The 23,497-nt window shown below is 54.5% G+C and carries 26 protein-coding genes and 1 rRNA gene; 2 read left to right on the top strand and 25 right to left on the bottom strand.

Annotation, left to right across the window (positions count from 1 at the left end; genetic code table 11):
- Together AC3Y2E_RS12825 and AC3Y2E_RS12820 are read right to left on the bottom strand one after the other, a co-directional pair.
- Window positions 1-125, bottom strand: a 16S ribosomal RNA gene (locus tag AC3Y2E_RS12825); the annotation flags it as partial.
- 1,158 nt (window positions 126-1,283) lie between these two features.
- Window positions 1,284-2,150: a nucleotidyltransferase-like protein gene (locus tag AC3Y2E_RS12820; RefSeq protein WP_379210743.1), complete on the bottom strand. Its 867-nt coding sequence runs from the start codon at window positions 2,148-2,150 to the stop codon at window positions 1,284-1,286.
- A 142-nt stretch (window positions 2,151-2,292) separates the two neighbouring features.
- On the opposite strand from AC3Y2E_RS12820, the gene AC3Y2E_RS12815 reads away from it, so the two are divergent.
- The gene (locus AC3Y2E_RS12815; RefSeq protein WP_379210741.1) at window positions 2,293-2,655 is read left to right on the top strand and encodes a YgzB family protein; all 363 of its coding nucleotides are present in this window, start codon (window positions 2,293-2,295) and stop codon (window positions 2,653-2,655) included.
- A 218-nt stretch (window positions 2,656-2,873) separates the two neighbouring features.
- Here AC3Y2E_RS12815 and AC3Y2E_RS12810 read toward each other — a convergent pair whose 3' ends face one another.
- The 18 genes from AC3Y2E_RS12810 to AC3Y2E_RS12725 all read right to left on the bottom strand — a co-directional run bounded on the left by AC3Y2E_RS12810 (window position 2,874) and on the right by AC3Y2E_RS12725 (window position 20,172).
- Window positions 2,874-4,613: a glycosyl hydrolase family 18 protein gene (locus AC3Y2E_RS12810; RefSeq protein WP_379210739.1), complete on the bottom strand. Its 1,740-nt coding sequence runs from the start codon at window positions 4,611-4,613 to the stop codon at window positions 2,874-2,876.
- Between the two features lie 128 nt (window positions 4,614-4,741).
- Window positions 4,742-5,176, bottom strand: coding sequence for a peroxide-responsive transcriptional repressor PerR (perR, locus tag AC3Y2E_RS12805; protein WP_190929974.1), 435 nt, complete (start codon window positions 5,174-5,176; stop codon window positions 4,742-4,744).
- Between the two features lie 120 nt (window positions 5,177-5,296).
- Entirely contained in the window at window positions 5,297-6,526 is a 1,230-nt protein-coding gene (locus AC3Y2E_RS12800; RefSeq protein WP_379210736.1) for a DUF4097 family beta strand repeat-containing protein, read from the bottom strand.
- Window positions 6,527-6,562: 36 nt separating this feature from the next.
- Window positions 6,563-7,192: a hypothetical protein gene (locus tag AC3Y2E_RS12795; RefSeq protein WP_379210733.1), complete on the bottom strand. Its 630-nt coding sequence runs from the start codon at window positions 7,190-7,192 to the stop codon at window positions 6,563-6,565.
- 92 nt (window positions 7,193-7,284) lie between these two features.
- Window positions 7,285-7,983: an MgtC/SapB family protein gene (locus AC3Y2E_RS12790; protein WP_379210731.1), complete on the bottom strand. Its 699-nt coding sequence runs from the start codon at window positions 7,981-7,983 to the stop codon at window positions 7,285-7,287.
- A 182-nt stretch (window positions 7,984-8,165) separates the two neighbouring features.
- Entirely contained in the window at window positions 8,166-9,884 is a 1,719-nt protein-coding gene (locus AC3Y2E_RS12785; RefSeq protein ID WP_379210729.1) for an alpha/beta hydrolase family protein, read from the bottom strand.
- 139 nt (window positions 9,885-10,023) lie between these two features.
- On the bottom strand, window positions 10,024-11,466 hold the full coding sequence (gene gatB / locus AC3Y2E_RS12780; RefSeq protein WP_379210727.1) for an Asp-tRNA(Asn)/Glu-tRNA(Gln) amidotransferase subunit GatB: 1,443 nt from the start codon (window positions 11,464-11,466) through the stop codon (window positions 10,024-10,026).
- Window positions 11,467-11,487: 21 nt separating this feature from the next.
- Entirely contained in the window at window positions 11,488-12,945 is a 1,458-nt protein-coding gene (gene gatA / locus AC3Y2E_RS12775) for an Asp-tRNA(Asn)/Glu-tRNA(Gln) amidotransferase subunit GatA (RefSeq protein WP_379210725.1), read from the bottom strand.
- A 45-nt stretch (window positions 12,946-12,990) separates the two neighbouring features.
- A complete protein-coding gene (gene gatC / locus AC3Y2E_RS12770; RefSeq protein WP_190929967.1) occupies window positions 12,991-13,278 on the bottom strand; it encodes an Asp-tRNA(Asn)/Glu-tRNA(Gln) amidotransferase subunit GatC in 288 nt (95 codons plus the stop codon).
- A gap of 246 nt (window positions 13,279-13,524) precedes the next feature.
- A complete protein-coding gene (locus AC3Y2E_RS12765) occupies window positions 13,525-14,487 on the bottom strand; it encodes an aldolase catalytic domain-containing protein (protein WP_332070828.1) in 963 nt (320 codons plus the stop codon).
- A gap of 168 nt (window positions 14,488-14,655) precedes the next feature.
- Complete coding sequence (locus AC3Y2E_RS12760; RefSeq protein ID WP_190929965.1) at window positions 14,656-15,033, bottom strand: ATPase; 378 nt, start codon at window positions 15,031-15,033, stop codon at window positions 14,656-14,658.
- 314 nt (window positions 15,034-15,347) lie between these two features.
- The gene (locus AC3Y2E_RS12755) at window positions 15,348-16,127 is read right to left on the bottom strand and encodes an ABC transporter permease (RefSeq protein ID WP_379210722.1); all 780 of its coding nucleotides are present in this window, start codon (window positions 16,125-16,127) and stop codon (window positions 15,348-15,350) included.
- Window positions 16,124-17,089 carry an ABC transporter ATP-binding protein gene (locus tag AC3Y2E_RS12750; protein ID WP_379210720.1) on the bottom strand — a complete coding sequence of 322 codons (966 nt, stop codon included), beginning with the start codon at window positions 17,087-17,089 and terminating at the stop codon, window positions 16,124-16,126. Before AC3Y2E_RS12750 ends, AC3Y2E_RS12755 begins: the two co-directional genes overlap by 4 nt.
- Window positions 17,086-17,292: a PLDc N-terminal domain-containing protein gene (locus AC3Y2E_RS12745; RefSeq protein WP_379210718.1), complete on the bottom strand. Its 207-nt coding sequence runs from the start codon at window positions 17,290-17,292 to the stop codon at window positions 17,086-17,088. Before AC3Y2E_RS12745 ends, AC3Y2E_RS12750 begins: the two co-directional genes overlap by 4 nt.
- Window position 17,293: 1 nt before the next feature.
- Entirely contained in the window at window positions 17,294-17,518 is a 225-nt protein-coding gene (locus tag AC3Y2E_RS12740) for a sigmaY antisigma factor component (protein ID WP_379210716.1), read from the bottom strand.
- Window positions 17,515-17,985, bottom strand: coding sequence for a YxlC family protein (locus AC3Y2E_RS12735; protein WP_379210714.1), 471 nt, complete (start codon window positions 17,983-17,985; stop codon window positions 17,515-17,517). The genes AC3Y2E_RS12740 and AC3Y2E_RS12735 overlap by 4 nt, the downstream gene beginning before the upstream one ends.
- Window positions 17,978-18,502: an RNA polymerase sigma factor SigY gene (gene sigY / locus AC3Y2E_RS12730; protein ID WP_332070821.1), complete on the bottom strand. Its 525-nt coding sequence runs from the start codon at window positions 18,500-18,502 to the stop codon at window positions 17,978-17,980. The genes AC3Y2E_RS12735 and sigY overlap by 8 nt, the downstream gene beginning before the upstream one ends.
- A gap of 479 nt (window positions 18,503-18,981) precedes the next feature.
- Complete coding sequence (locus AC3Y2E_RS12725) at window positions 18,982-20,172, bottom strand: M24 family metallopeptidase (protein ID WP_379210711.1); 1,191 nt, start codon at window positions 20,170-20,172, stop codon at window positions 18,982-18,984.
- 182 nt (window positions 20,173-20,354) lie between these two features.
- On the opposite strand from AC3Y2E_RS12725, the gene AC3Y2E_RS12720 reads away from it, so the two are divergent.
- A complete protein-coding gene (locus AC3Y2E_RS12720) occupies window positions 20,355-21,200 on the top strand; it encodes an SMP-30/gluconolactonase/LRE family protein (protein ID WP_379210709.1) in 846 nt (281 codons plus the stop codon).
- A gap of 27 nt (window positions 21,201-21,227) precedes the next feature.
- Here AC3Y2E_RS12720 and AC3Y2E_RS12715 read toward each other — a convergent pair whose 3' ends face one another.
- From AC3Y2E_RS12715 to AC3Y2E_RS12695, 5 genes are all read right to left on the bottom strand, one after another.
- The gene (locus AC3Y2E_RS12715) at window positions 21,228-21,710 is read right to left on the bottom strand and encodes a hypothetical protein (protein WP_379210707.1); all 483 of its coding nucleotides are present in this window, start codon (window positions 21,708-21,710) and stop codon (window positions 21,228-21,230) included.
- Window positions 21,711-21,733: 23 nt separating this feature from the next.
- Window positions 21,734-22,159, bottom strand: coding sequence for a hypothetical protein (locus tag AC3Y2E_RS12710; protein ID WP_379210705.1), 426 nt, complete (start codon window positions 22,157-22,159; stop codon window positions 21,734-21,736).
- Window positions 22,160-22,183: 24 nt separating this feature from the next.
- Complete coding sequence (locus AC3Y2E_RS12705; RefSeq protein ID WP_332070817.1) at window positions 22,184-22,330, bottom strand: hypothetical protein; 147 nt, start codon at window positions 22,328-22,330, stop codon at window positions 22,184-22,186.
- A gap of 18 nt (window positions 22,331-22,348) precedes the next feature.
- Window positions 22,349-22,504 (bottom strand): hypothetical protein, encoded by a 156-nt coding sequence (locus AC3Y2E_RS12700; protein WP_190929954.1) that lies wholly within the window; start codon window positions 22,502-22,504, stop codon window positions 22,349-22,351.
- Window positions 22,505-22,586: 82 nt separating this feature from the next.
- Entirely contained in the window at window positions 22,587-23,492 is a 906-nt protein-coding gene (locus AC3Y2E_RS12695; RefSeq protein WP_379210702.1) for a hypothetical protein, read from the bottom strand.
- Between the last annotated feature and the right edge of the window lie 5 nt (window positions 23,493-23,497).

Raw genomic sequence — 23,497 nt, 5'->3', positions numbered from 1 at the left:
CTTACAGGCAGGTTGCCTACGTGTTACTCACCCGTCCGCCGCTAGCCCCGAAGGACTCGCTCGACTTGCATGTATTAGGCACGCCGCCAGCGTTCGTCCTGAGCCAGGATCAAACTCTCCAATAAGGTTGAGTCGCTTCTCCGATTTCACTCATGAGAAGCTTCTCATTATTTTAGAGCTGATTGCTCAAACGTACTGACTTGTGTCGATAACTCGACTTGTTTTGATCTCTTGCGAGATCGTCACTTGCACGCTCGTTGTTCAGTTTTCAAGGAACAAAATGTTCTTTTGTTTCGTTGTCGTCCGTTTTGCGGCGACCTCTTTAATATATCACATCCGCCCACTTCTTTGCAAGTACTTTTTTCAAAAAGTTTTTCTTGGTTTGAAGCGTTCGTTGCCGTTTGAAGCGGCGAAAATTAATTTAACATATTCGGACAATTAAAGTCAAGCCTCTACAAAAAAGTTTGAAAACAATAAACTTTCCGAATAACCTGTCGAATGAGAGATGTTCCTTTACGTTAAGAAAAGCTTCTAAACGAAGCCTTTTCCACAGTAAAAACACCACGTGTTAAGAGATCGTTTTTTTGCGAGCAGAACGTGTGCAGTTCGTTCTGCTGAAGAGTTATTTTTTCTAAGTTCATGAGAGCAGAAGGGAACGGAGATCTGCGTTCCAGCCGTTCATTGATGAGGTTGTACGGTAACAACTCGATTCTAAGTGCAGCGCGTAAACAGCTTTCTTGCGAGCAGATCCGTATTCGGCTGCGTAGAAACATGATGCGTATGGACGAAGTGAACTAACAAAATAAGAGCTGCTGACCCCCTCTATTTTCGGCATATGGGGATGACAACGACGTATAGAGGCGGTTTGCCCCCCTCATTTCAATCAATTGATCGGGTGTGCACCAGTTTGCAGGATTTTAGCAGTTTAAACCCGATCTTATTCCGTGTCCTTGCAGATTTTCGGACAAAATAAAGAGTACAAACCACTCTTACTCGATTCCCTCATGCCCATAACCGCCACACAAGCTCGAGCGATCACGATCTACGGCTTGCCTCACCTGCTGCCACGATTTAAGAAGCTTCTAAACGATAAACGAAGACTTTTTTGCCACGGCGAAAGCCCCTTCCCTAAGAGGCAGCTGTTCTTTCTTATTGACGGGTTCAGCTTTGCTGAAAACTCCCCCTTCCTTATTCTCCAGCCAAAACACCAAACAAAAACCGGCTCGAGCCGCCCAGTAAAATAGGCTGTCCCGAACCGGATATAGCAGCAATGTGAGCAAAAGTTAAACGGTGTACTTCAACCGAAGAAGCAACGATGGGCGGCCGCTCTCCGACTCGACCACTTCCCGGATCAGCGACTTTCTTACGAGCTTCCCAAGCAATAAGGACAGATCCAGCTCCAGATCCGTAAGCTCCTGAATCTGCATAAGCTCTTGCAGACTCCAGGCTTCTTCACGGCTGCGAAGCACGTCGAGCAGCACCGAACAACAAAGCTCCATCTTGGACATGACCGAGAAATCGCAGGCAAGTACGACCAACTGGATACGCTTTTGAAGCGATTCGTGATTGCAGGTCAATTCCTCATACAGCTTATACACGCCTGGATTAATCTTCCGTACTTGCGCCCATACGAGAACTTCCGGATGATACCCTTCCTCGATAATGGCAATACGCGCCCAGTGGCGGAGTGCGTCCAGAATATTGCTGTAAGCGTCGAGCATATGGCCGTCCTGCAAATATTGCTTGCTTTGCACGAAGCTTTTCAAAAACCGGTCGAACTCGACGATCAGCTCCTTGCGGCGCAGCTCCTCCGGATACTCCGACAATCTGCTGCGCATCCCTTCCAAGTACATATTACGGTCCATGACAATCTCTCCTTGCAAAATCCAATGGATCATATTGTAGTTTCCGCCGTGCCAAATCAGCCGTTCCAACGTTCCGGGATTGTGACAACGTTCTTGTATACGGATACCGTCTTTTATATAATGAGTAGTGATGCCTGTCTGTTCGGATTCAGTAATGACTAGCAGAAGGACTTCCGGATATTCGCCTGCCGCATGTAACGGCGGGGAGTCCGAAACAACAGAAACGCTTATCGTGTCAGGATTGGTTCCAAAACGGTCTTGTACATAATTCCGGATCGTTTCCATTCGTCCCTCCGGCTCGCAATGCAAGTGAATTGGCTCTAAACCAATAGTTCTACACGATTGTCCAGTTTCCTGCCTAAGGCGGGTGGATCGGAGAACATATTTTAAGCGCACCAATTATCAAAATAAGAGAAGAGGAACGGCGATGCGTTTCAGATCAAGCAAAATAAACGAGTTTCGTTTGTGGGGTCTCCTGCTTACGATGGGCGGCATGGGGCTTATGATTGTCGGATTGGCGGGAGTTGTTTTCAATTGGGGACAAGTCGGCAAAGTAATAGCGGGAATTTTCATGGTCATCGGCATGCTCGGTATGCTGGGCAGCGTGGGCGTTTACTTCTGGGCGGGTATGCTGTCTACGAGCGCCGTATCCCTGGAGTGTCCCGAATGCGGCAAAGCGACGAAAATGTTAGGCAAAACGGATCGCTGCATGTTCTGCAAAACCGTTTTAACGTTCGACCCCAAGTATGCTCCGCCTTCGGAGGCAGCCGGCGAGCCAGCCGGTAAATAATCGCACCCAAAGGTAAAAGGGGTTGTCTCAAAAGCGCTCACCTGACATGGAGCGCCCTCATTTTCAAGAGAAAAGGACCTCAGCTTCCACGGTAACGTGGAGACTGAGGTCCTTTTCTCGGGTAAAACCGTTCAAAGCGGAGCTGCCCCCATCGATAATGGCTTGGAAAGCCGCCCCTTTTAATCTTGCTTTATCCATATAATAAGTGCAATTGCGGGCTATGGACGCTTCTCCAGCGTATCTTTAATGACATTCCAGATGCCTGGCGATTCATACCCTCTCCGCCAAGAACCTACGCCGCCCAGGTCGTATTTCTTAACAAGCTCTATGCGCGCCTTCATGGAAATTTCGTCTTCGATCCAGATCCGGTTCAGCTTGCCATCTTCCGTATACTCCACATAGTTTTGTCCGGTTTCCGCGGAGAAGGTAGGCTTGAGCCCTTTTTCCTGCATGATCTTGTTGACGGTATCCATAAATACGGCGCGGGACGAAACTTCCTTTTTGCCGTTTTTCGTCTGCTCTGTCCAGATCCGGGTATAATATGGGACGCCCAGCACCATCTTGGACGCCGGAACCTTGTCCTCCTTCATAATCTGGACAAGCGACCTCTCCACCCACGGAAGCGAAGCGACGGAGCCTGCTACCGGACTCGAAGCCCAATGCTCGTCGTACGCCATCAGCATCATATAGTCGACAGTCTCGCCCAAGGCGGCCCGGTCCAGGAACATCGACCAGTTCTCGCTTGTCGATTTCGCCGTTACGTCGATCGAGACGACCAGTCCCTGCTCGTGCATCAGCGGCGTCATTTCCCGGACGAATTGGGTCAGGTTGGCCTTGTCTTTTAAATACACGTCCTCAAAGTCGATGTTAATCCCTTGGATCTTATACATCTGAGCGAACGCCAGCAGCTGCTTGATCATTTTCATCCGCTTGTCGTAGGTGGACAGCGCTTGTGTCGTAATTTTCGGATCAAAGCCGTTGCTGAACAGCGCCCAAACCTGATAGTTATTTGACCGCGCCCAAGTGACATAGGACGCATCCGCCAAGTTTTTCAGATTGCCTTCCCCGTCCGTGAGGTGAAACCAGGTGGGGCTGACTACGTTGAGACCGGGCATCGGTCCGATTTTTGACGTATCGGGATTTTTCGTAACGACCTGTTCCCAGGTCATATTCACTTTGCCCCCCGTCGGCTTCCAAGGGATATACGCTTGAGCAGCCGGCTGTGCGGGTATCGTCTCCACCCGATCGAGCGCGATCTCTTTTTTGCGGGCATGTCCTACCGTACCGTCCTTGCGCTGCACATAATACCACTGGTCCTTCTCGTACCAGATCATCACTTCTTCGCCCTGCTGCACCTCGGCCACAATCGGCGATTTGACGTTCGGTTCCCTGCGCATCGCAACACTTTTGCCGGACGAAGCACTCTCCGCCTTGCCCCACTGGACGTTGTCTCCCTGAAGATGCACCAAAACGATCCCCGTATCCGCCGATTCCCGGATGTCCAGCCCGTAATATTGTTTAACCGGGTCGATCGGCAGGTACACCTCCTCCCCTTTTTTGACGATCGGAAACTTCAGCGTCTGAGGTTTCTCGTTCACCGTAGCGGTTAACGCATTCGTTTTCAGCCGGACGACTTTGTCCTTAGTCGTAATGATGACCGACTCGCTGGGGGCTTCATACAAGATCGAAGGGTCGGCTTTATCTTTAATAAACGACAACGGCAGCTTCAGCCCGTCCTGCTCGCCAAGCGCCTCCTGCTCCAGCATCTCTCCCCGGTAAAACACCGGCTTCTGCAATCCGCCGTAATCCGGCTGTACTTGCTCGCTGCTCGGGTAATAAGTCTGAAACCAATAATAGCCTGCTAACCCGGCAATACCGGCCATAACGATAAACCCAAACAGCCGCCCCCATCGTTTCGTACGTTTCCGCTTTGCGGGCGGCGGGGTCAACGATTCCATAGTTCCACTCCTTTAATTCCCGAGATGTGTATGGTGCTGAGCGAGTTTCTCTGCAACAAAAAAGACGTGTCCGACAGACACGTCCATTATACTACAAATACCGACGAATCGAACCGCTTCCGGGTTCATTAATGTTTGACAGAGAGCGCGCACTCCGGACATATGCCGTGCACTTCCATCCGGTGCCCTTTTACTTGAAACCCCGTCTGCTTTGCGGCATTCCACTCCACTTCATGCAGCGGCGGATATTCAAAATCGACGATTTTACCGCAGTCTTCGCAGATCGCGTGATAATGGTCGGACATATCGGAGTCGAAACGGCTCGAATCGTCGCCATACGTAAGCTCGCGTACGAGTCCGGCCTCGATAAACACTTTTAGGTTATTGTATACGGTCGCAACGCTCATGCTCGGAAAACGGTCTTCCAGCGAACGGTAGATGTCGTCGGCAGTCGGATGCTCCATCGTATCCAGCAAGTAAGCCAAAATCGCATGACGTTGAGGCGTCATCCGAACTCCGGTTGTCTTTAATTTGTCCAGTGCTTGCTCGAATCGGGACGTCATGTTCCTCACCACCATGGAAGTTGAAATGGAATTGCAGATGTATACAAAGTCATTGACTTTTCTAAAATTTATAGAAATGTGCGACTTTCTACTTATTGTACGTTCGTACAAGCTGTTTTGTCAATCGACGCGATTCACAACGATCGTACCGTTGCTCGTGTCGAGCCGGATTTTATGCTGTCCGGACCCTACTTGGCCGCGAACGGTTTTGTCGGAAATCGTTAGCGGTAAATTCGACGACGCTTTACCGCCTCGGCCGTCCACCTCGAAATTCCCCTGCTCCGGGACAAGCAGCTCGATTCGGCCATTCGTCGTATTCAAATCCCAATCTCCGCCCAGCGTATGGCTGGTAACCGATATAGCGCCGTTCGTCGTCTTGATGCGCACATCCCGCTCCGGCTCGGTAACCGTGACCGCACCGTTTGTTGTCGTAACCTCGGCTTTCCCCCGAATGCGCCCCAGGGTCACGGCGGAATTGGACGTTCGCACTATAGCAGCCTCCGAAATATCCAAAGCGGTCACCGCCCCGTTTGTCGTGCCCAGGTCCGCCATCCCCCGGATCCCGCTTACATGGATCGAGCCGTTCGTCGTATCGGCGATTAGTTTCCCCCCGATGTCTGCCACTTGAATCGAACCGTTCGTCGTGCGGACGACAAGCTCGCTTCGGATCGGCAGCTTCTCCGCTTGCACTTTCCCGTTGCGCAGTTGAAGCTCCATATCGACTTGCCTGTCTGCCGGAACGGTTACGACCAGATTCATCCGGGGCTTCCGGTAGCCCGAATACGACTCTCCTTCCGCCACGATGCGAACGATTGGACCGTCGCTAACCACCAGCTTGGAGCCCTCCGCGATGAGGCGAGCCGCTTCTTCGTTCAGCTTGTCGACCCATATCGTCGTATCGATCCGGATCGCATCCGTATCCGCCGATTTCAGAATGACGCTGCCGTTCGGATTTTCAATGATAATCTTCTCCGTCCGTTCGCCTACAGGCACCTGAACCAGCTCTTTCTCGAACTTGTGCCCGAACTCCCCTGACATCACCGACCCGAATTTCCAGGAAAATCCTTGGAACCATTGGCTTGGCGGCCAGCCGTGCTGGGAATATAAAGCGATAGCAGCCGCAATGATCACGGAAAACAGCACGCCGCCGACATCGAGGCGGGGACCCCGTTCGGCCCGGCGATGCCGGAAGTTGACCCATAAGTATTCAAGCCCCAGCAGGATGAATACAAGCGGCCAGGCATCGAACGCATAGCCCAAATAATTCGTATCCCACACACGGTCGGCCAGCAGTCCCCCGCCGGCAGCGAGCAATACGAGCCCTGCGGTTACCTTTCCCACCCGGATCATAGATCGTCCCCCTTCTTTATGTATACGCCGGCTTAGCTATTTCGATCTCGCATTACGCAAAAACAGGACGATGCCGATGCCGATCAGAACGAGTCCTCCGATCAGCGTACCCATCTTGTCCATGACCGCGTTCATCCAGGCCGGCTTGGCGCTGACTACGAAAAACAGCGCACCCGCCCCCACCAGAAGCCAGCCGATATAGGGGCGCGAGCCGGGAGGCTGCGGTTGTCCATCCAAAACTGCAGGCTCCCCCGGCTTAGCGGCGGCGGTAAACCGGTAAGCGTTCAATCTGTCCGTAGACTGAAGCGCATCGAATAAACTGTAGAAATAAATAATCGGCAAAAAAAGCGCCAGCAGCGTAATAAGCGGAATGCTCGACATATTAAGCGAAAAATGGACGATCGCGAAAATATCCATAATGATGAGCAGCATAATCAGCAGCCCTTTTTGCATAAGACCGAGATAAAAGTGGCCGGTGCCGGGAATGCAGCACGAGAGCAGGCCGGCGATCCATTTCCGTTTCGCAGGCGCCAGCATGTAAGGATCAAACGGCTGCCACGACGGATGATCTCCGGATCCGCTTTCCGGATAGCCCGGACCGCGCCCGGTATGGGACAGCCCGCCTTCCGCGGACGAATCGCCGTTGTCTTTGTGCGGATCGTTCATCGTAGTTGTGAATCCTCCTTCAGGTGGGCATCTAATCAAATGAATTAATCGTGTATACAAGGATATGTATGAACGCAGGTACCGGTCATTTCTTATTCCATCGAAACGTTCATAACGCCTGCGACTTTCTGCAGCTCGTCCGCAGCCAGCACCATCTGCTCCGGCTTGGACAGACGCAGAAACATCCGGATTTGAATCCGTTCCTCCCCGGTATCGGAAGGGGGCATATGATGGATAGTCAGCTTGCGGATTTCCATCCCCTTCTCCTTGAGCACCGCAGAGATGACAGCCAGGCTGCCGGGCCGGTCGAGCAGCTCGATTTGAACCGCTTTTGTCTGCTTGCCGCCCATCCACTTTTTCTCAACCTTATTGAGAATCCACAGGCTGATCAGGACGAACACCGTAGTTACGACGGCGGCATAATAATACCCGGCTCCCGTCGCCAGTCCGATCGCGGCCACCACCCAGAGGGAAGCGGCTGTCGTAAGCCCGGATATCGAGCTGCCGTTAAAAATTATAGTGCCCGCTCCCAAAAAACCGATGCCGGTTATAACCTGAGCGGCCAGACGCGCCGGATCGACCCGCACGTTCGGCTCATCGGCAAACTGTCCGAAGCCGTACAAGGACAGCAGCATAATAAGCGCGGAGCCCAGGCAGACGAGAATGTGTGTGCGAAATCCGGCCGGGTGATTGCTTTGCTCCCGCTCCAGACCGATTAATCCGCCGAGCACCAGAGCAAGCACTAGCCTTACTGTTATATACAGGGGTTCAAGTATCCACGGATTTTCCAAGCGGCCCCTCCGGTTTCTTATTTCATATCGATTAGTAAACGCTGGCAAGTTCTATTGTAACACGGAATGATAGAAAACATGAATGCGTAAAGGGGATCATGCCGAGGAGAAGCTGCAGGGCGGTACGTAGGGCGGAAATAGGAATAGAGGCACCCTGTGTCGGGTGCCTCGGATACGATCGATTAGCGCAAAATCCATTTGGCGATATCGGTAATGATGTAGTCGGGCACGTTCGCCGGAATGGCATACTCGGCGCCTGTCGACTGGCCTTCAAATTCCACCATCGTATGGTTGACCTTCGGATACAGCTTGTATTCCACATCGGTGCGGGCGGAAAGCGTCTTTTTCCACGTATCCAGACTGTCCGGGAACACCTGGATGTCGTTGCCTCCCTGCAGCACGAGCATACGGCCGGTTTGACCTTTGGCCTGCTCGGCGGCATACGTGTTGCGGATATCGAACCACCATACCGGGCTGCCCATGGCGAACGCTTGCGGGATATTGGAGACAGAATATTGCGGGTCCTGCAGCAGTTTTACTTGCTGCTCGAGGAATATAAGCTGCTGCTCGGCCGTTTCGGTCGGCTGTCCCGCCTTGTTGAGCAGGTCCAACTGATACTTGGTTTGCTTCACCAGCAGTGTTTCCAGCGGCTCCGTCGGTGCGGCGAGCAAGATCGTCCCGGCAAGACCCGTATCTTTGGCCGCGTCAATAATGCGCGGCATAACCATGCCTCCCTGGCTATGGCCGGCTACATAGATTTGCGACGGGTTAATGCCTTCCGTCTGCTTCAAAAGCTTGACGGCGCTGACGGCATCTTTGACCGTTTCTTCGTTAACGGTATATGCTTGGCCCAGCTGCCCCAGCTGCATCTTCATCACATGTTCGCGGGTAATCTTCTCGTACCGAAGTACGGCAACCCCTTGGGCGGCCAGTCCTACAGCCATATCACGGAACGTCTTCACCGATCCAGCCGTTTCGTCCCGATCGTTCGGCCCGGAACCGTGCACGAGAACGACGGCGGGGAACGGGCCCTTGCCGACCGGCATCGTTAAGGTCCCCGGCAAAGCAAACGTACCTTCACCGACTACTACTTCCTTTTCAACGTACTTGGAAGGATCGTCGTACGAAGGCTCCACATAACTCCCCTCGATAGAATAATAAGGAACGAAGAAATCGTCAATTTTTCCGGTTTGATCGAACCGTATTGTAATCTCAAAAGGAATTGCTTGGGTCGCATAAGCGATTGTCGCGTTGTGATGGACGGCATTCGAGCTTTCTTCCACGGCAAGCAGCGCTCCGAGAGGGCCATACGTGTTTGCTATGCTTCCTTTCATTTGCGGGAGCATCAGCTCCAGTGCTTGCGGAGGCAGCTTGTCGGTAAAGAAGCTCCGGGCCTTCTGGAGCTCGCCCGCCTGTAACGCGGACATAAACGCGCTAGCGAGCAGCGCATAATCGTCTTGGGCGATTACGATTGTATGGGTTTCTTCATTCCATCCTGCGTGAATCCCCAGCGCATCGGCGAGAACGCCGAGCGGCAAGACGGTTTTCTCGTTTACGATCTCTACAGGTTTGTCCAGCGTAACCGCCTTCCCGTTCACGGTAATCGCAGCTTCCCCGATCTTCACCCTGATCTCGGTTTGACCGCGCTTGACGGTTACGGACAGGTCTTCGTCGTGCCACAGAACGGCTGCGCCTGCCGTTTCGCTATAGTCGCGGAGAGGAACCAGCTTGTCCGCTTCCACGGAAGCTGCAGGTTTGGCCGGCTGAATTTGGGAGGCCGGCTGCCCCGCAGCCGGTGACGGCAGCGGCTCCGATGCGCCGGCAACCGCCGCCGGAATCGCGAGAGCGAGCGCCAATGAAGCTGCAGCTACGCGGCGAATCGTATTTAAAGGTTTTTTCATAGTCGATTCCTCCTTGGTTTTCTATTACTAATACGGATAACTAGCAAAAAAGTTCATTGCAAAAATATATTTTTCCGGAAGCAAGGGAAAAAGCGGAAGAAATCTCCTCCGCTCCTCTCGCAGCTTATTAGATCCGCTACTATTCCCGTTTCAGCCGCTCCACGATCAACTGATTGACGAGGCCGGGGTTCGCTTTGCCCTTGGACTCCTTCATCACTTGTCCGACCAGGAAACCGACGGCCTTTTCTTTGCCGGCCTTGTAATCGGCAACCGACTGCGGGTTCGCTTCGACAACCTTGTCGACGATCGCCTGGATCGCGCCTTCGTCGCTGATCTGGACGAGCCCTTGCTCTTCGACGATTTGACCCGGATTTTTACCGGATACGAGCATTTCCTTAAAGACGGTTTTGGCGATTTTGCCGCTGATCGTCCCTTTCTCGATCAGACCGATCATTTCGCCGAGCCCTTGCCCGGTTATTGGAACCGCATCGATCTCGAGATTGTTCGTATTCAAATAACCGAGCAAATCGCCCATGATCCAGTTCGAGACCGCCTTCGAGTCGGACGTATGGCTGAGGCTTTCCTCAAACAGATCAGCCAGCTTCTTCGAGGACGTAATGACTTCCGCGTCGTAGGCAGGCAGACCAAGCTGCTCCGTATACCGCGCCTTGCGGGCGTCCGGAAGCTCGGGAATCGTCGCACGCACGCGGTCCTTCCATTCGTCGTCGATATACAGCCGGACGAGATCGGGGTCGGGGAAGTAGCGGTAATCGTGGGCTTCTTCCTTGCCGCGCATCGTCAGCGTCTTGCCTTGGGCTTCGTCCCAGCGGCGGGTTTCCTGAACGACTTCGCCTCCGGAGGACAAAATCTCGGCCTGACGAATCTCCTCGTATTCCAGACCGCGCTGAACGCCCCGGAACGAGTTCATGTTTTTGAGCTCCGCCCGCGTGCCGAATTTCTCCTGTCCAAACGGACGGAGACTGATGTTCGCATCGCAGCGCAGCGAGCCCTCTTCCATCTTGACGTCGGATACGTCGCAGTACTGGATGATCGCCTTCAGCTTCTCCAAATAAGCCCGGGCTTCTTCGGGAGAGCGGATATCCGGCTCGGATACGATCTCGAGCAGCGGAGTACCGACGCGGTTGAAGTCAACGAGCGACGCGTAGCCGCCGTCGACGTGGGTCAGCTTGCCGGCATCCTCTTCCAGGTGAAGACGCGTAATGCCGATCCGCTTGGTCACGCCATTCACTTCGATGTCGATCCAGCCGTTCTGACCGATCGGCTGGTCGTATTGAGAGATCTGGTACGCTTTTGGCGAATCGGGATAAAAGTAGTTTTTCCGGTCGAACTTGCTGTGTGTGGCTACTTCGCAATTAATCGCCATCGCGGCTTTCATCGCATATTCAATCGCCTGCCGGTTCACAACCGGCAGCACTCCCGGATGGCCCAGGCATACCGGGCACGTATGGGTATTCGGCGGCGCTCCGAATTCGGTGGAGCAGCCGCAAAAGATTTTCGTGTTCGTGTGCAGCTCGACGTGAACCTCGAGGCCGACTACGGTTTCGAATGGTTTGTCCGTCACGGGATGTTCGCTCCTCCTTCTCTATAGCGCCGGGCGCTGCTTATGGTGTTCGGTATGCTGTTCGAAGGCGTGGGCGACCCTTAGCACCGTCGCTTCGTCCAGCGCTTTGCCGATAATTTGCAGACCGACCGGCATTCCTCCCGCAAGCCCGCACGGTACGCTGATCGCCGGGACTCCCGCAAGGTTAACCGGTATGGTCAAAATATCGTTCAAATACATCGTCAGCGGATCGCCGACCTGCTCGCCGATTTTGAACGCCGTCGTAGGCGCCGTTGGTCCGATGATCACGTCGTAGTTCTGGAAGACGTTGTCGAAGTCCTGCTTGATCAAGGTGCGGACCTTCTGGGCTTTCAAATAATAAGCGTCGTAATAGCCCGAGCTGAGCGCATACGTTCCGAGCATAATGCGCCGCTTCACTTCCGGGCCGAACCCTTGACTGCGCGATTTGACATACAGGTCAAGCAGATTGTCCGGATCGGAGGCGCGGACGCCGTAACGGACGCCGTCGAAACGGGCCAGATTGGAGGAAGCCTCCGAGGAAGCGATCAGGTAATAGGTCGCTACCGCATATTCGGTATGAGGCATGGACACTTCTTCCCACACCGCTCCGAGCCCTTCCAGCACTTTAAGCGCGGACAGCACGGAATCTTTCACGGCCGGGTCGACGCCTTGTCCCATATATTCTTTGGGAACCGCGATGCGCAGCCCCTTCACGTCGCCGCTAAGCGCCCCGATATAGTCGGGTATGCTGACGTTCGCGGAGGTGGAGTCCTGCGGATCGTGTCCGGCAATCGCCTGGAGCACGTAAGCCGCATCTTCGACGTTTTTGGTGAGCGGTCCGATCTGGTCGAGCGAAGACGCGAAAGCAACGAGTCCGAACCGCGATACGAGCCCGTAGGTCGGCTTCAATCCGACAACGCCGCAGTACGACGCAGGCTGGCGGATCGAGCCTCCCGTATCGGAGCCAAGCGAGAAATATACTTCCCCGGCGGCCACCGATGCGGCCGAACCGCCGCTGGACCCTCCCGGAACGTATTCGGGGTTCCAAGGATTCGTCGTCACGTGGTACGCCGAATTTTCGTTGGAGCCGCCCATGGCGAACTCGTCCATGTTCAGCTTGCCGATCGTCACGGATTGCGCCTGTTTCAGCTTCTTGATGACGGTAGCGTCGTAGATCGGATCGTAATTTTCGAGAAACCGGCTGGCGCACGTTGTCGTAATGCCTTCGGTAACGATGTTGTCCTTAATGCCCGCAGGCAGGCCGAACAACAAACCGCGATCGCCGCCTAAAGCGAGCTGATCGTCAAGCTCTTTTGCGGTACGGCGTGCTCCCTCCTCATCCACACGAAGAAAAGCCCGCACCTTGGAATCGACATCGCCGATCTTGGCGAGCGACTGATCGACCAGATCGGTCACGGACAGCTCCTTGCCGGCTAGCCGGCTATGTAATTCCTGCAGCTTCAGGTCAAACAAAGACAAAATAAAACCTCCCTCGATCGCGCTGTAACGCCTATTGGCGAATCCTTATTCCAGTACGGCCGGCACTTTGAACTGACCGTCTTCTTCGTCCGGAGCGTTCTTCAGGACGCTCTCGATCGGCCAGGACGGACGCACGTTATCTTCCCGCATAACGTTCACCAGCGGCATGGGATGACTCGTCGGCTCCACATGGTCCGTGTCCAGCTCGTTCAGCTTCTCGGCGTATTTCAAGATCGCGTTCAACTGGTCCGTAAACCGCTCCGTGTCGGCTTCGCTTAGTTGAAGCCTGGCCAGCTTCGCGACATGGTCGACATTTTTGGCCGTGATGCTCATCGCTTGCACCTCCCGAATTGCTGTGTATATGAACCTGCATTCATTCTTCCTATTATAGCTTACCGGGTATTGGAACTCAATAAAAAGGCCGCTGCAGCGAGCCGCTGGGCAGGTTCGGGCAGGTCGGCCTGGCTCCGGTCATCCGCGATTGACAGAAGGTGCATTTGGAGTAAAATCAAAAACTCCCGCAGGATTGAAATCCCCGCAGGAGTATACGTTTAAGCCTCTCGGCATCCGAAGGAGCGATTACTCGCCTTTGGAGGCCATGGAAATTTCGGGAGAAGTGAGCTTGTCGTAGAACTCGGCGTACTTGTCCTTGTCCTCGCTCGCCCGCAGCGCCATAGCGATCCGCGGATGCTCGTTTAATATTCCGGTCATCATGTAAGGGATAATGTAGCCCCACTCGACCTTTTCGCGAAGCGGAATCATCCGGCGTTCAATCACTTCGAGAACCGGACGCAGCTCGTACTTCGGATTTTTCAGGTAGCTGACCAGCAGCTCGGTGTTGCAGTTGCCTGCCGCGCGGCCCATGCCGAATACGGAAGCGTCCAAAAATTGCAAACCGCGCTCGGCTGCCATAATCGTATTCGAAAATGCGAGCTGCATATTATTGTGCGCATGAATGCCAAGCTGCTTATCCGGCAGATGGCGCTGGAATTTGGTAACCAGATATTCGATATCCCGGTGGTTCAGGCTGCCGTAAGAGTCAACGATATAAACGACGTCAACCGGGCTTTTGGCGATCGCTTGGAACGCCTCGATCAGGTCGTGCTCCATAACGTGAGACAGCGCCATAATATTAATCGACGTCTCGTAGCCGTAGGAATGGAACTTGTTTACGAGATCCAGCGCTTTGTCCACGTCCTTGATGTAGCACGCTACGCGGATCATGTCGAGCAGGCTTTCGTTACGCGGCAAAATGTCGTTCTCGTCCACGCGGCCGATATCGACGAGCGCGGACAGCTTCGTATCGCCCTTTTGAGGAATGACTTCGCGCAAAAACGCTTCGTCCAAAAACCGCCATGGACCGGAATCGGCCCCTTTCAGCAGCTTGGCGGAGTTTTTATAGCCGATTTCCATATATTCGACGCCGGCCGCGTTCAACGAATAATACAGGTCGCGAACGAATTCGACGCTGAAGTCCCAATTATTAACGAGTCCGCCGTCGCGGATCGTGCAGTCCAGTATTTTGGCATGATTGTCGTTCATCTTGTCCTGTTCCTCCCGAAAACCGTTTAATGCTTATCATAGCTTATCGGCAAAGAACGTGTCAATATTTGCGGAAACACGCGTTATCTCCCGGAACATGCAGAAAAGACGCCTTTAGATCGAACTAAGGCGTCCTGACATTCATAACAATCGGATAGGCGGCAAAGACTAGATCCATGCCTTCAAATTAATTTGACGGATAAAGTCCTGCTGGGACTGAACCTCTTTATTGTCGGCAGCCGTGTCTTCGGCGGCGTCTCCGTTCATAATCCGACGGAACAGCAGCTCGTTCTTCGTGGCTAGCGCATAATCGATCAGCGCCTCCCGTTCGATCCGGTCCGCCTCCTGCTGCAGCAGCGTCTCCTCCAGCTCGATATCCGCGGCAGGCACGAACACGTGCTTGTTCATCTTAGGGATCCGCACGACATAATCGAACGCGTTATCCGCATTCCGATCGTATGCGATTATATATCCGTAATCTCCGATTGAAAGATTTTGCTCAAAACTATCGGCTACGATACATACCTTTTGTCCTAAACGCAGCATGATGGTCGATTCCTCCCCCGCGCTTTGCCCGACCAGGCAAAACTATTCTACGAAAACGTTCGCAGCCCCTCGACTTTTCAAAGTTTCGTATGTGTTATATATGGTATCAAATTCGAACCGTAAAGGGAAGTCACGTTTGACCGGAAGGTTCCTGATTCAGGCCAAGGGCTTGCACATATTCATAGATTCGGGAGACGAACAGTTCCGGCTCTTCGTCGGATGATGGCTGATGGCGGGATCAAGGCCGCTGCGTGAACGCTTCTTAGCTCTATTATAATCCGTCGTACAATCGCCTAGACCACAATCGTCGGAACCTACGGGAGCAGCTCCTTGCGGCGAAACAGCCGGACTGCGGCAAATAGCAAAGCCGCTATAGCTGCAAGGGTAACGGCGAGTGCAAGCGGAAGCTGCGTGCCTGGACCGCCGTCCGCCAAAACAAGGCTTGCCCGTCCGGACAGCGAGCCGGGACTCCAATTCATCGCGCGGTTAAACAGACCCGTAAGGACGGAGAGCAGTAAAACCGAGCCGATCGTCAGGAAAGCGACGCCGCTGTTTCCGTTCATCCAAGCGCTCAGCATCACCGCCACCGTAACGACGAACACGAGCCACAAACCGAACAGCAGCAAGCTGCCCGCAAAAAGGGAGGGCGCTACGGAACCGATCAAGATGTGCGTGTAATACCAGCTCGCCGCAAATCCGGCTAAAAACGAAACTGCCGTCAATGTAACGGCTCCCGCCCATTTCGCGGTGATATAGGAAACGAACGAAACCGGCTTGACGAGGACGAGTCCGGCCGCGCCGCTCTGTCTTTCGCTAGAAACGATGCCCATTATGGATAACACCAGGACAAGCACGCCGATCATCCCGAACTGCGACAACGTCTGGGCCAGCACCTCCGCCCCGGTTGGCATCGGTATCTCGATAACCGCTCCTTCCGGCAGACTGCCTGCGGCCTGCAGCAGATCGGGCAAGTAATACGTTGTCACCGGCTGGGAGATGCCGAGCAGCACGAAGACGAGCGGCACCCAGATCCATTTGCGGCTGCGCCACATCTCTGTCATTTCTTTGTTAAACAATACGAGCCACTGATTCATTCTCTCACCGCCTTCATAAACAGCTCCTCCAGCGTCGTTCTGCCCGCTTCGAACCGGGTGACCGGCACTTGGCTCGCCAGCAGGTCTTCCCACAGCACAGCCCTCGCTTCCGTGAGCCCGGAAACCGTAATCTTCGCCTCATAACGGCTGGCTTCGATGTCCCGCACGCATTCCAGCCGGCTCCACCTTTCCACATGGTCATCTACCGGAAGCTCGGACTGCACCCGGATGACCGGATCGCTGTATTCGCGCCGCACCTCGTCCAAGGTGCCGGATACGACGATCCGCCCTTTGTTCATAATCATAATATCGCTGCACACTTCCTCCGCATCGTGCAGCACGTGGGTGGAAAACAAAACGGTCGTCTCTTTCTGTATCGACCGGATCATATCGAGCACTTCCCTTCTGCCGATCGGATCGAGCGCCGATACGGGCTCGTCCAGCAGCAGCAGCCTGGGCCGGTGGATAAGCGCCTGCGCGATGCCCAGACGCTGCTTCATGCCGCCGGAGTATCCGCCGATCCGTTTCTTCGCGGCGTCCTTCAGACCGACCGTTTCCAGCATCCGATCCGCCCGGCCGGCCGCCTCCTGCTTGCTCATCCGGGCCAATCTGCCGGAGAAAATCAAATATTCCCGGCCGCTCATCCAGTTGTAAAACGACGGATATTGCGGAAGGAACCCGATGATGCTGCGGATGTCCGCCGTGCTGCCGGTCACGGGCCGCAGCGTGGCCGGCGTTTCGTTCGCCGGAGCGTCGGACGCAGCCGGGCCCGCGCCGAAACGGATCGTACCCGAACTCGGCTGGAGCAGGCCTGCCATCATCTTTAACGCCGTCGTCTTCCCGGCTCCGTTCGGTCCGAGCAAGGCGACGCAGTGTCCTTCCTTTATAGTGAAGCTGATCTCGTTCACAGCTATTGCGGAGCCAAACTTTTTAACGAGTCCTTGCACCTCAAGCAATTTCATGATGCTTTCTCCTTTCCAACAACAAAATAAACAATCGGTCCAATGACCTGAATCAAGACGATGACGGGAATCCATAGTCCCTTCGGTCCGCGCGTCCGTTCGGCGCGGATGCAGTCCACCAGGGCTACCGCCATCAAGATAAGCTGGATAACGATAATCGGCATCACCAGCAACCAGTTTACGCTAGACAACATGGAATCCATTTCACGTTCCTCCCTGCTTTTTATTGCTGCGAAACCAATTCGTTCGGTACACGATCCAATATACGACCAGCGGCATCGGCGCCTGAATGAGCCCCCACATCCCCCACAGCCACGGATATTTGGCGCGCTTGCGGGCGTCCAGAAAGATAAACGTGCTCTGGCCTAACAAGACGAGCGTAAGGAGGACGAGCGCCCACGGGGGAAGTTGTTTTGTCACCTCGGTCATGTCCGTTCACCCGCTTTTCGTCTCGTGACGAAGACGACGAACGGAACGGCTGCTACGGCTAGCAGCTGGATCGCGATAAATACGGCGGGCCTCCCGAACGAAATCGCTCCGTATACGGCGAGCACGCCTAATCCGGCTAACCAAAACAGGATCAAATCGCGGATCAGCTTGCGCCGCGCTTCGCGTTTCCCGGCAACGACAAGCCGCTCAAACCAGATCGTATTCGGCGTATTCGGGTCCGTCCATCGTTCCATTTTATCGAGCTCGTGCTTGATCATCGACGAAAGTTCAAACGACTCTTCGTCTTCGCCCGGCAGCGTATCCGCCTGTTCGGCGTTTTTGGCTTTTTGGCTGTCCGCCCGGCCCACCGACTCGTCCGCCTGCTCAAGCGCCGCTTTTAATTCCGGACCCGAATCCCCGGTGACATGTTGGTTACCCTTTTGTTTGTCAGGGTCGCGTTCATTCATGAGGCCCCAGCTCCTTTCGCAAGCTCTTAATGCCGTTGTGAATGCGGGACTTGACCGTGCCGGTCGCCACATTCATCATGTCGGCGATCTCCTCGTAGGCATAGCCGTAGTAATGCTTCAAAATGATCGGAATCCGGACATCGTCGGGCATTCGACCAAGCAGATCGAGCAGCTCCGACCATTCCTCGCCGGATTGCTGCGCATGCCACTTGATTTGCCGGAGCGCCTGTTCCTGATCGTGCCAGTCGCGTTCTCGCTTTTTCCTTCTTAAATGATCCATATACAGGTTGGTGCCGATCGTAATCAGCCACGACGAAAACTTCGAAGTAAAATTGTATAGCCGGATCTTCTCGATGCAGCGCATCATCGTTTCCTGGGTTAAGTCTTCCGCCAGGGCCGGTTGGAACGTAATCTTCGTCATATAGTTCAGAAGAAATCCGTAGTTTCCCTTTAGCAGTCCGGCCAGCGCTGCCGAATCCCCCCGTTGCGCGCGCTCGATCCATTCTCTTTCATCCATCGGTTCTTCTCCTTGGGAGCCGTGGTGTGCCTCTCTTCTCATTGTTCGGTAATAGTACGCCCGGGATTCATGAAAAGTTCATTGGGGTATAAATTTTTTTGTACCCTTGTGGAAATAACCGCCTCCAACCGAGCCTGCAAACTTCCCTTCCGGCAGTTTGACTTCCGTTATCTGTTATTCACAGCAGGAAATCGACGTTTAGCGGAACTTTTTGTTCCGTTATTCAAGTAGAATCGCCTCTATCCCCTTCTAAAATCCAATATAAAGGAAACCAAACTTCCGCTATAGCCTGAAAGTTACGTACTTTGCGGCAATAAAGGAAGTCATTCTTCCGCTACACGATGGATGGCCGGTGACTGGCGCACCGCGTGCAGCTGCAGGTGTGCGGTATTTTGCTATGGGGAACCGTAAACGATCTTAAAAAAAGCCCCGGTTCCACCGCTAACGGGGAACACAGGGCTTTCTCATTCTTTGGCCGTTTAAACGCTCGCTACTCCTTCTCGCGATACCGTTAATGTCTCAAACCCGTGCTCTGTAATTACGTACGAATTCTCGATACCGACAACCCCTCTGCCGGGAAACGTGAATTTGGGCTCGATCGCGATAACCATGCCCGGCTCCAGCTCGTAACGGAATCCTCGGGCCAGCACCGGCAGCTCGTCGATCTCCAGCCCAATCCCGTGTCCCAGAAATTTCACCTGATCCGACCCAAAGCCCATGAAATATTCGCTTAGGCCGGCTTCGCGGACTTGCTCCAGCGCCGACGTATACAGCTCCTCGCACACTGTCCCGGGCTTCAGCATCGCTTCCGTTCTTCTCAGGACCGCCTCGGACAGCTTGTAGGCATGCATCAAATCGTCCGGCAAACGGCCGATAACCGCCGTTCGCGTCTGATCGATGACGTACCCGTCGATACAGCAGCCGATATCGATAAGAACCGGCTCGTCCGTTCCGATCTGCCTTCTCCCCGCACTTTGCGGACTGGCCGGGCCGAGCCCTTGCCCGCCCGCCGGGCCGTCGAAATAGCTCGGCATCGCCGCTGCGGCGCCCGCTCCGATCATGCCTGTAATAATCTCCTGATTGTAGCCTCTGACGCGCATCAGTCCCATATGACCGTTGTTGCGGATCACGGACTCTACGACCGCCATCAGCTCGAACTCGCGCATGCCCGGCTTCAAAGCCGCTATCGCCGCTTCATAGGCCATATCGATCACTCTCGCCGACTCGCGGATCAGAGCGACTTCCGCTGCAGACTTGATCATCCGGGTTTCCCGGATCAGCATCGAGCCGTCGACCCAGCGCGCCCCGGGGAACGCCCCCTCCAGCCGCTGAAACTGCTGCACGGGGAGCACGTCGTATTCGGCCGCAAGTATCGGCGGCTGGCCGTCCGGTTTACGGAACAGCTGGGGGTAGTTCTCGGCAAGCCGGGAGCCGAGATTACGCATCGAGCCGAGCTCCTGAACGGTAACGTCGGCTTCCTCCCCGGCCCGGACGAAGCTGCGGCGGACGAAAAAGATCCCTTCTCCGTCGGCCGGCAGGAAGAAATACCCTGTCTGCATAGAGCCCAACAAATAGTACAAATCGACATTCTGAGTCATGATACAGCCGTCGATCCCCGATTGTTTCATTTTGTGCTGGAGCCTTTGACGGCGGGACGAACGTTCGGTCATAGTTCCACTCCTCATCTTCTTTTCGCATTTTTTCATTATACAATGTTTTGGAGTGAAAAGAGGAACAGCCGCCGCTCAACCGAAATAAGTAGGGTCAGACACGGTTGCGAATGCATGTAGGAAAGGAAATCGTCATTCGCGTTCTTACCGTGCCGATATACGTGGAGGAGGGAATCGATACAATGAAAAATCCGCTGTACGAGAGCCGGACGTTCACCAAGCCCGGAGGATTTACGCCGGGCATCGAAGGGCCGGCTTGCGATCGCGCAGGCAACCTGTACGCCGTCAACTATGAGCGCCAGCATACGATCGGCCGAGTGACACCGGACGGCGAATGTTGCGTTTTTCTCGAACTGCCGAACGGAAGCGTCGGGAACGGAATCCGCTTCAGCCGCGCGGGAGACATGTTCATCGCCGATTATCCGAACCATAACATTTTGAAGGTACATATGCAGACCAAGGAGTTGACCGTGTTCGCCCACGAGCCGGAGATGAATCAGCCGAACGACATCGCGATCGCCGACGACGACACGTTATTTGCCAGCGATCCAAATTGGAACGAATCGACCGGCAATCTGTGGCGGATCGACCCGCTTGGAACCGTTACGCTGCTGGAAAGCGGAATGGGAACGACGAACGGGATTGAAGTCAGTCCGGACAACCGTACCTTGTACGTCAACGAATCGGTACAGCGCCGGGTGTGGGCCTATGACCTCTCTGCGGACAAGCAAGTTTCCGGCAAACGGCTGCTGATCGAATTTCCCGACTTTGGCATGGACGGCATGCGCTGCGATTCGGAGGGCAACCTGTACATTACCCGGTACGGCAAAGGCACCGTAGCCAAGCTGTCTCCGGCCGGGGAACTGCTGGCGGAAGTGAAGCTGAACGGAACCAACTGTACGAATCTGACGTTCGGCGGTCCCGACGGTTGTACGTGCTACGTGACGTTAGCCGACACAGGAAGCGTAGAATCGTTTCGGGTGGACATTCCGGGACGGGAATGGACGATGCTGCAGCGTAGAACGTGATGCGACACTGCACGTTATCACGACAGTCTAATAGATGAGCTCCGCCGCTCCTTTAATCTCCCACGTAACCGGCCCAAGCACCGTGTAGGTGCGCGGATATTCGAGCCGCACGATCATAATGACCCCGGGCTTCTGCAAAGTCACCGAGTAATCGTATGCCGAATTGGCGTACATATAAGGAAACGTCCGGTCTTCGTTGATCACCTCGAAGACGAGCACTTCCGCCCGGCTGCGCCAAAACGTGCCGGGCAGAGGCTCGTTCGATGCGTCGAGCCGCAGGTTGCTTTGCAAATAATCGTACGCGAGCTGTTCCGCCCCCGCAGGATCGATGGATACGATCCCCTCCTTCAGCTTCTGCATATCGATCTGCTGCGCCGCGGCGTGTGCAGCCCGATTGACCGAACGTTTGCCTTGAAACAAAGCCTGCAGCGCGATCTCCTCATCGGCCTGCAACGCGTGAAGCAGCATAACGAATCCGATCAGCAGCAGGAAGGCAATCAGCTTGTACATCCATACGTCCTCCTAATATCGGGTCAGGGCACATATTCGCTCATCTTCAGTCCCGATGCCGACAGGCGGGAGCTGTCGGACGGCGGCGCGATGCCGATCAGCCGGTCAATCGCGAACATTCCGTCATACGGGTACGTGATGATCAGCTCGATGCCCGTTCCCCGCATTACCGGCGACATCGGATTCGTAGCGGCCGCCCCGCTGGTCGACGATACGCCGTACTCGAGCAGGTTCGTCTTGAAGCCGTGTGCGGCCAGCCGCGCCCGGGATGCTTCCACCGCCGAAGCATCGACGTAACCGTGGGACGCGTTGGCCCCGACTTCCAGCAAATAATCCACTTCCTTCTGCAGCATAGCCTGACGCACGATCAGCACATGCTTGTACACAGGAGCGAACATCGCCCAGCACAATACCGCCGCAAACAAGATAAACACTAGAATTTGCTTCATATTTGAAAGGCACTCCGTAAACGTTTATGGATTAATCGACTGGATCGTTCCGTTTAACCTGCCGCCGGTTGTCTTCACGTTATGCTGCATCCCGCCGCTGCCCCCGATCGTAGTGCTGTAGATAGCGATCACGACGATAATCAGCATGACGGTAACAAGTATATGCCTCATCCCTTCTCCGCCGGCCGCTTACGAGCCCGCATTCAAGGCGTTGATATTCGTATTGGCCGTGTCTCCCTTCACCTTGATGTTGTTGCGCATTCCCGTGTCCCCGTTATTGATAATCGAAGTGAACAGCAAGGCAACTACAATCAGCATCATAACCGTCATCAGTATGTTTCTCATTGGCTCATTTCCCCTTATCGTCTCAAGTACAATCTCAATTCAAATTACATTTATCGTAAATCGGTGCCCCCGCTCCCCTGGCTCAGTTCAAGGCATCGAACAGCTTCTGCCCTTCCTGTACCCACGGATATACGAAAATCCGAAACGTATTCAGGATCGGAATGCCGGCCAGCACGAACAGCAAATAGGATGTCGTTTCTTTCCGGCTTTCTTTGGCCAGCTCCAGCTTTTCCTTATAGTCCTGAATGCGTTCGTGCAGCAACGAGTAGTAGCTGCCGTGTTCGTTCAGCCGGAGCGAGTTAATCGTTTCGGCGAAGCTGTGGGCTTCCTCCGTGCCGAGACGTTTCTTGAAACGCTTGATCGCCTGATCCGCGTCCTCATACCATTCGTTGAGCAGAAGCTGCAAGTCCGACCGGATCGCCCGGCAAAACGGCAGGCATCGGTTCAGCTTCGCGTGGAGACTCATTTTGGAGCCGGTGTAATAAAGCAGTTGGTTGCTCAGCACATAAATCTCTCTCATGATCTTGTTGGACCGGTACTTGCCAAGCGAGACCAGCAGCGTACGGTCAAATCCGGCGAGCACGCCGATGACGGCCCCTGCGGCCATCACATGCACGGGTTCGATCCACGGCAGTGTCCATGACTTCGCAGCGGCTGCATAACCGACAGCGACGCTTCCGCCCCCGGCAAGCAGGAGGAACCTGCGAAGAAGCTCGTATCGCAGCGGATCGATCCGGATACCGCCTTCGGCGAGCAGCCTGCCCTTCTCCTCTACCGGCCGGGAACCTGCCGCAATGCCGAACAGCTTTAAGATCCGCGGCGGAACTTCGTAACCGCGAGCCCATCGCTGCATAACGAGCGCGGGCCATCGCCTGCGCCTGCGGGGTATGGCACGCAGCAAATAAACGAAAGACACGTAACCGGCCGCCAGCAATAGCGCGTAAGCAACCGCCTGGATCCAGAACAATTGCTCGGATTGTATCACCATCTGAC

Source organism: Paenibacillus sp. MAH-35, assembly GCF_058135425.1.
The sequence above is the reverse complement of the archived record's forward strand: the minus strand, read 5'-3'. Positions and strand labels throughout refer to the sequence as shown.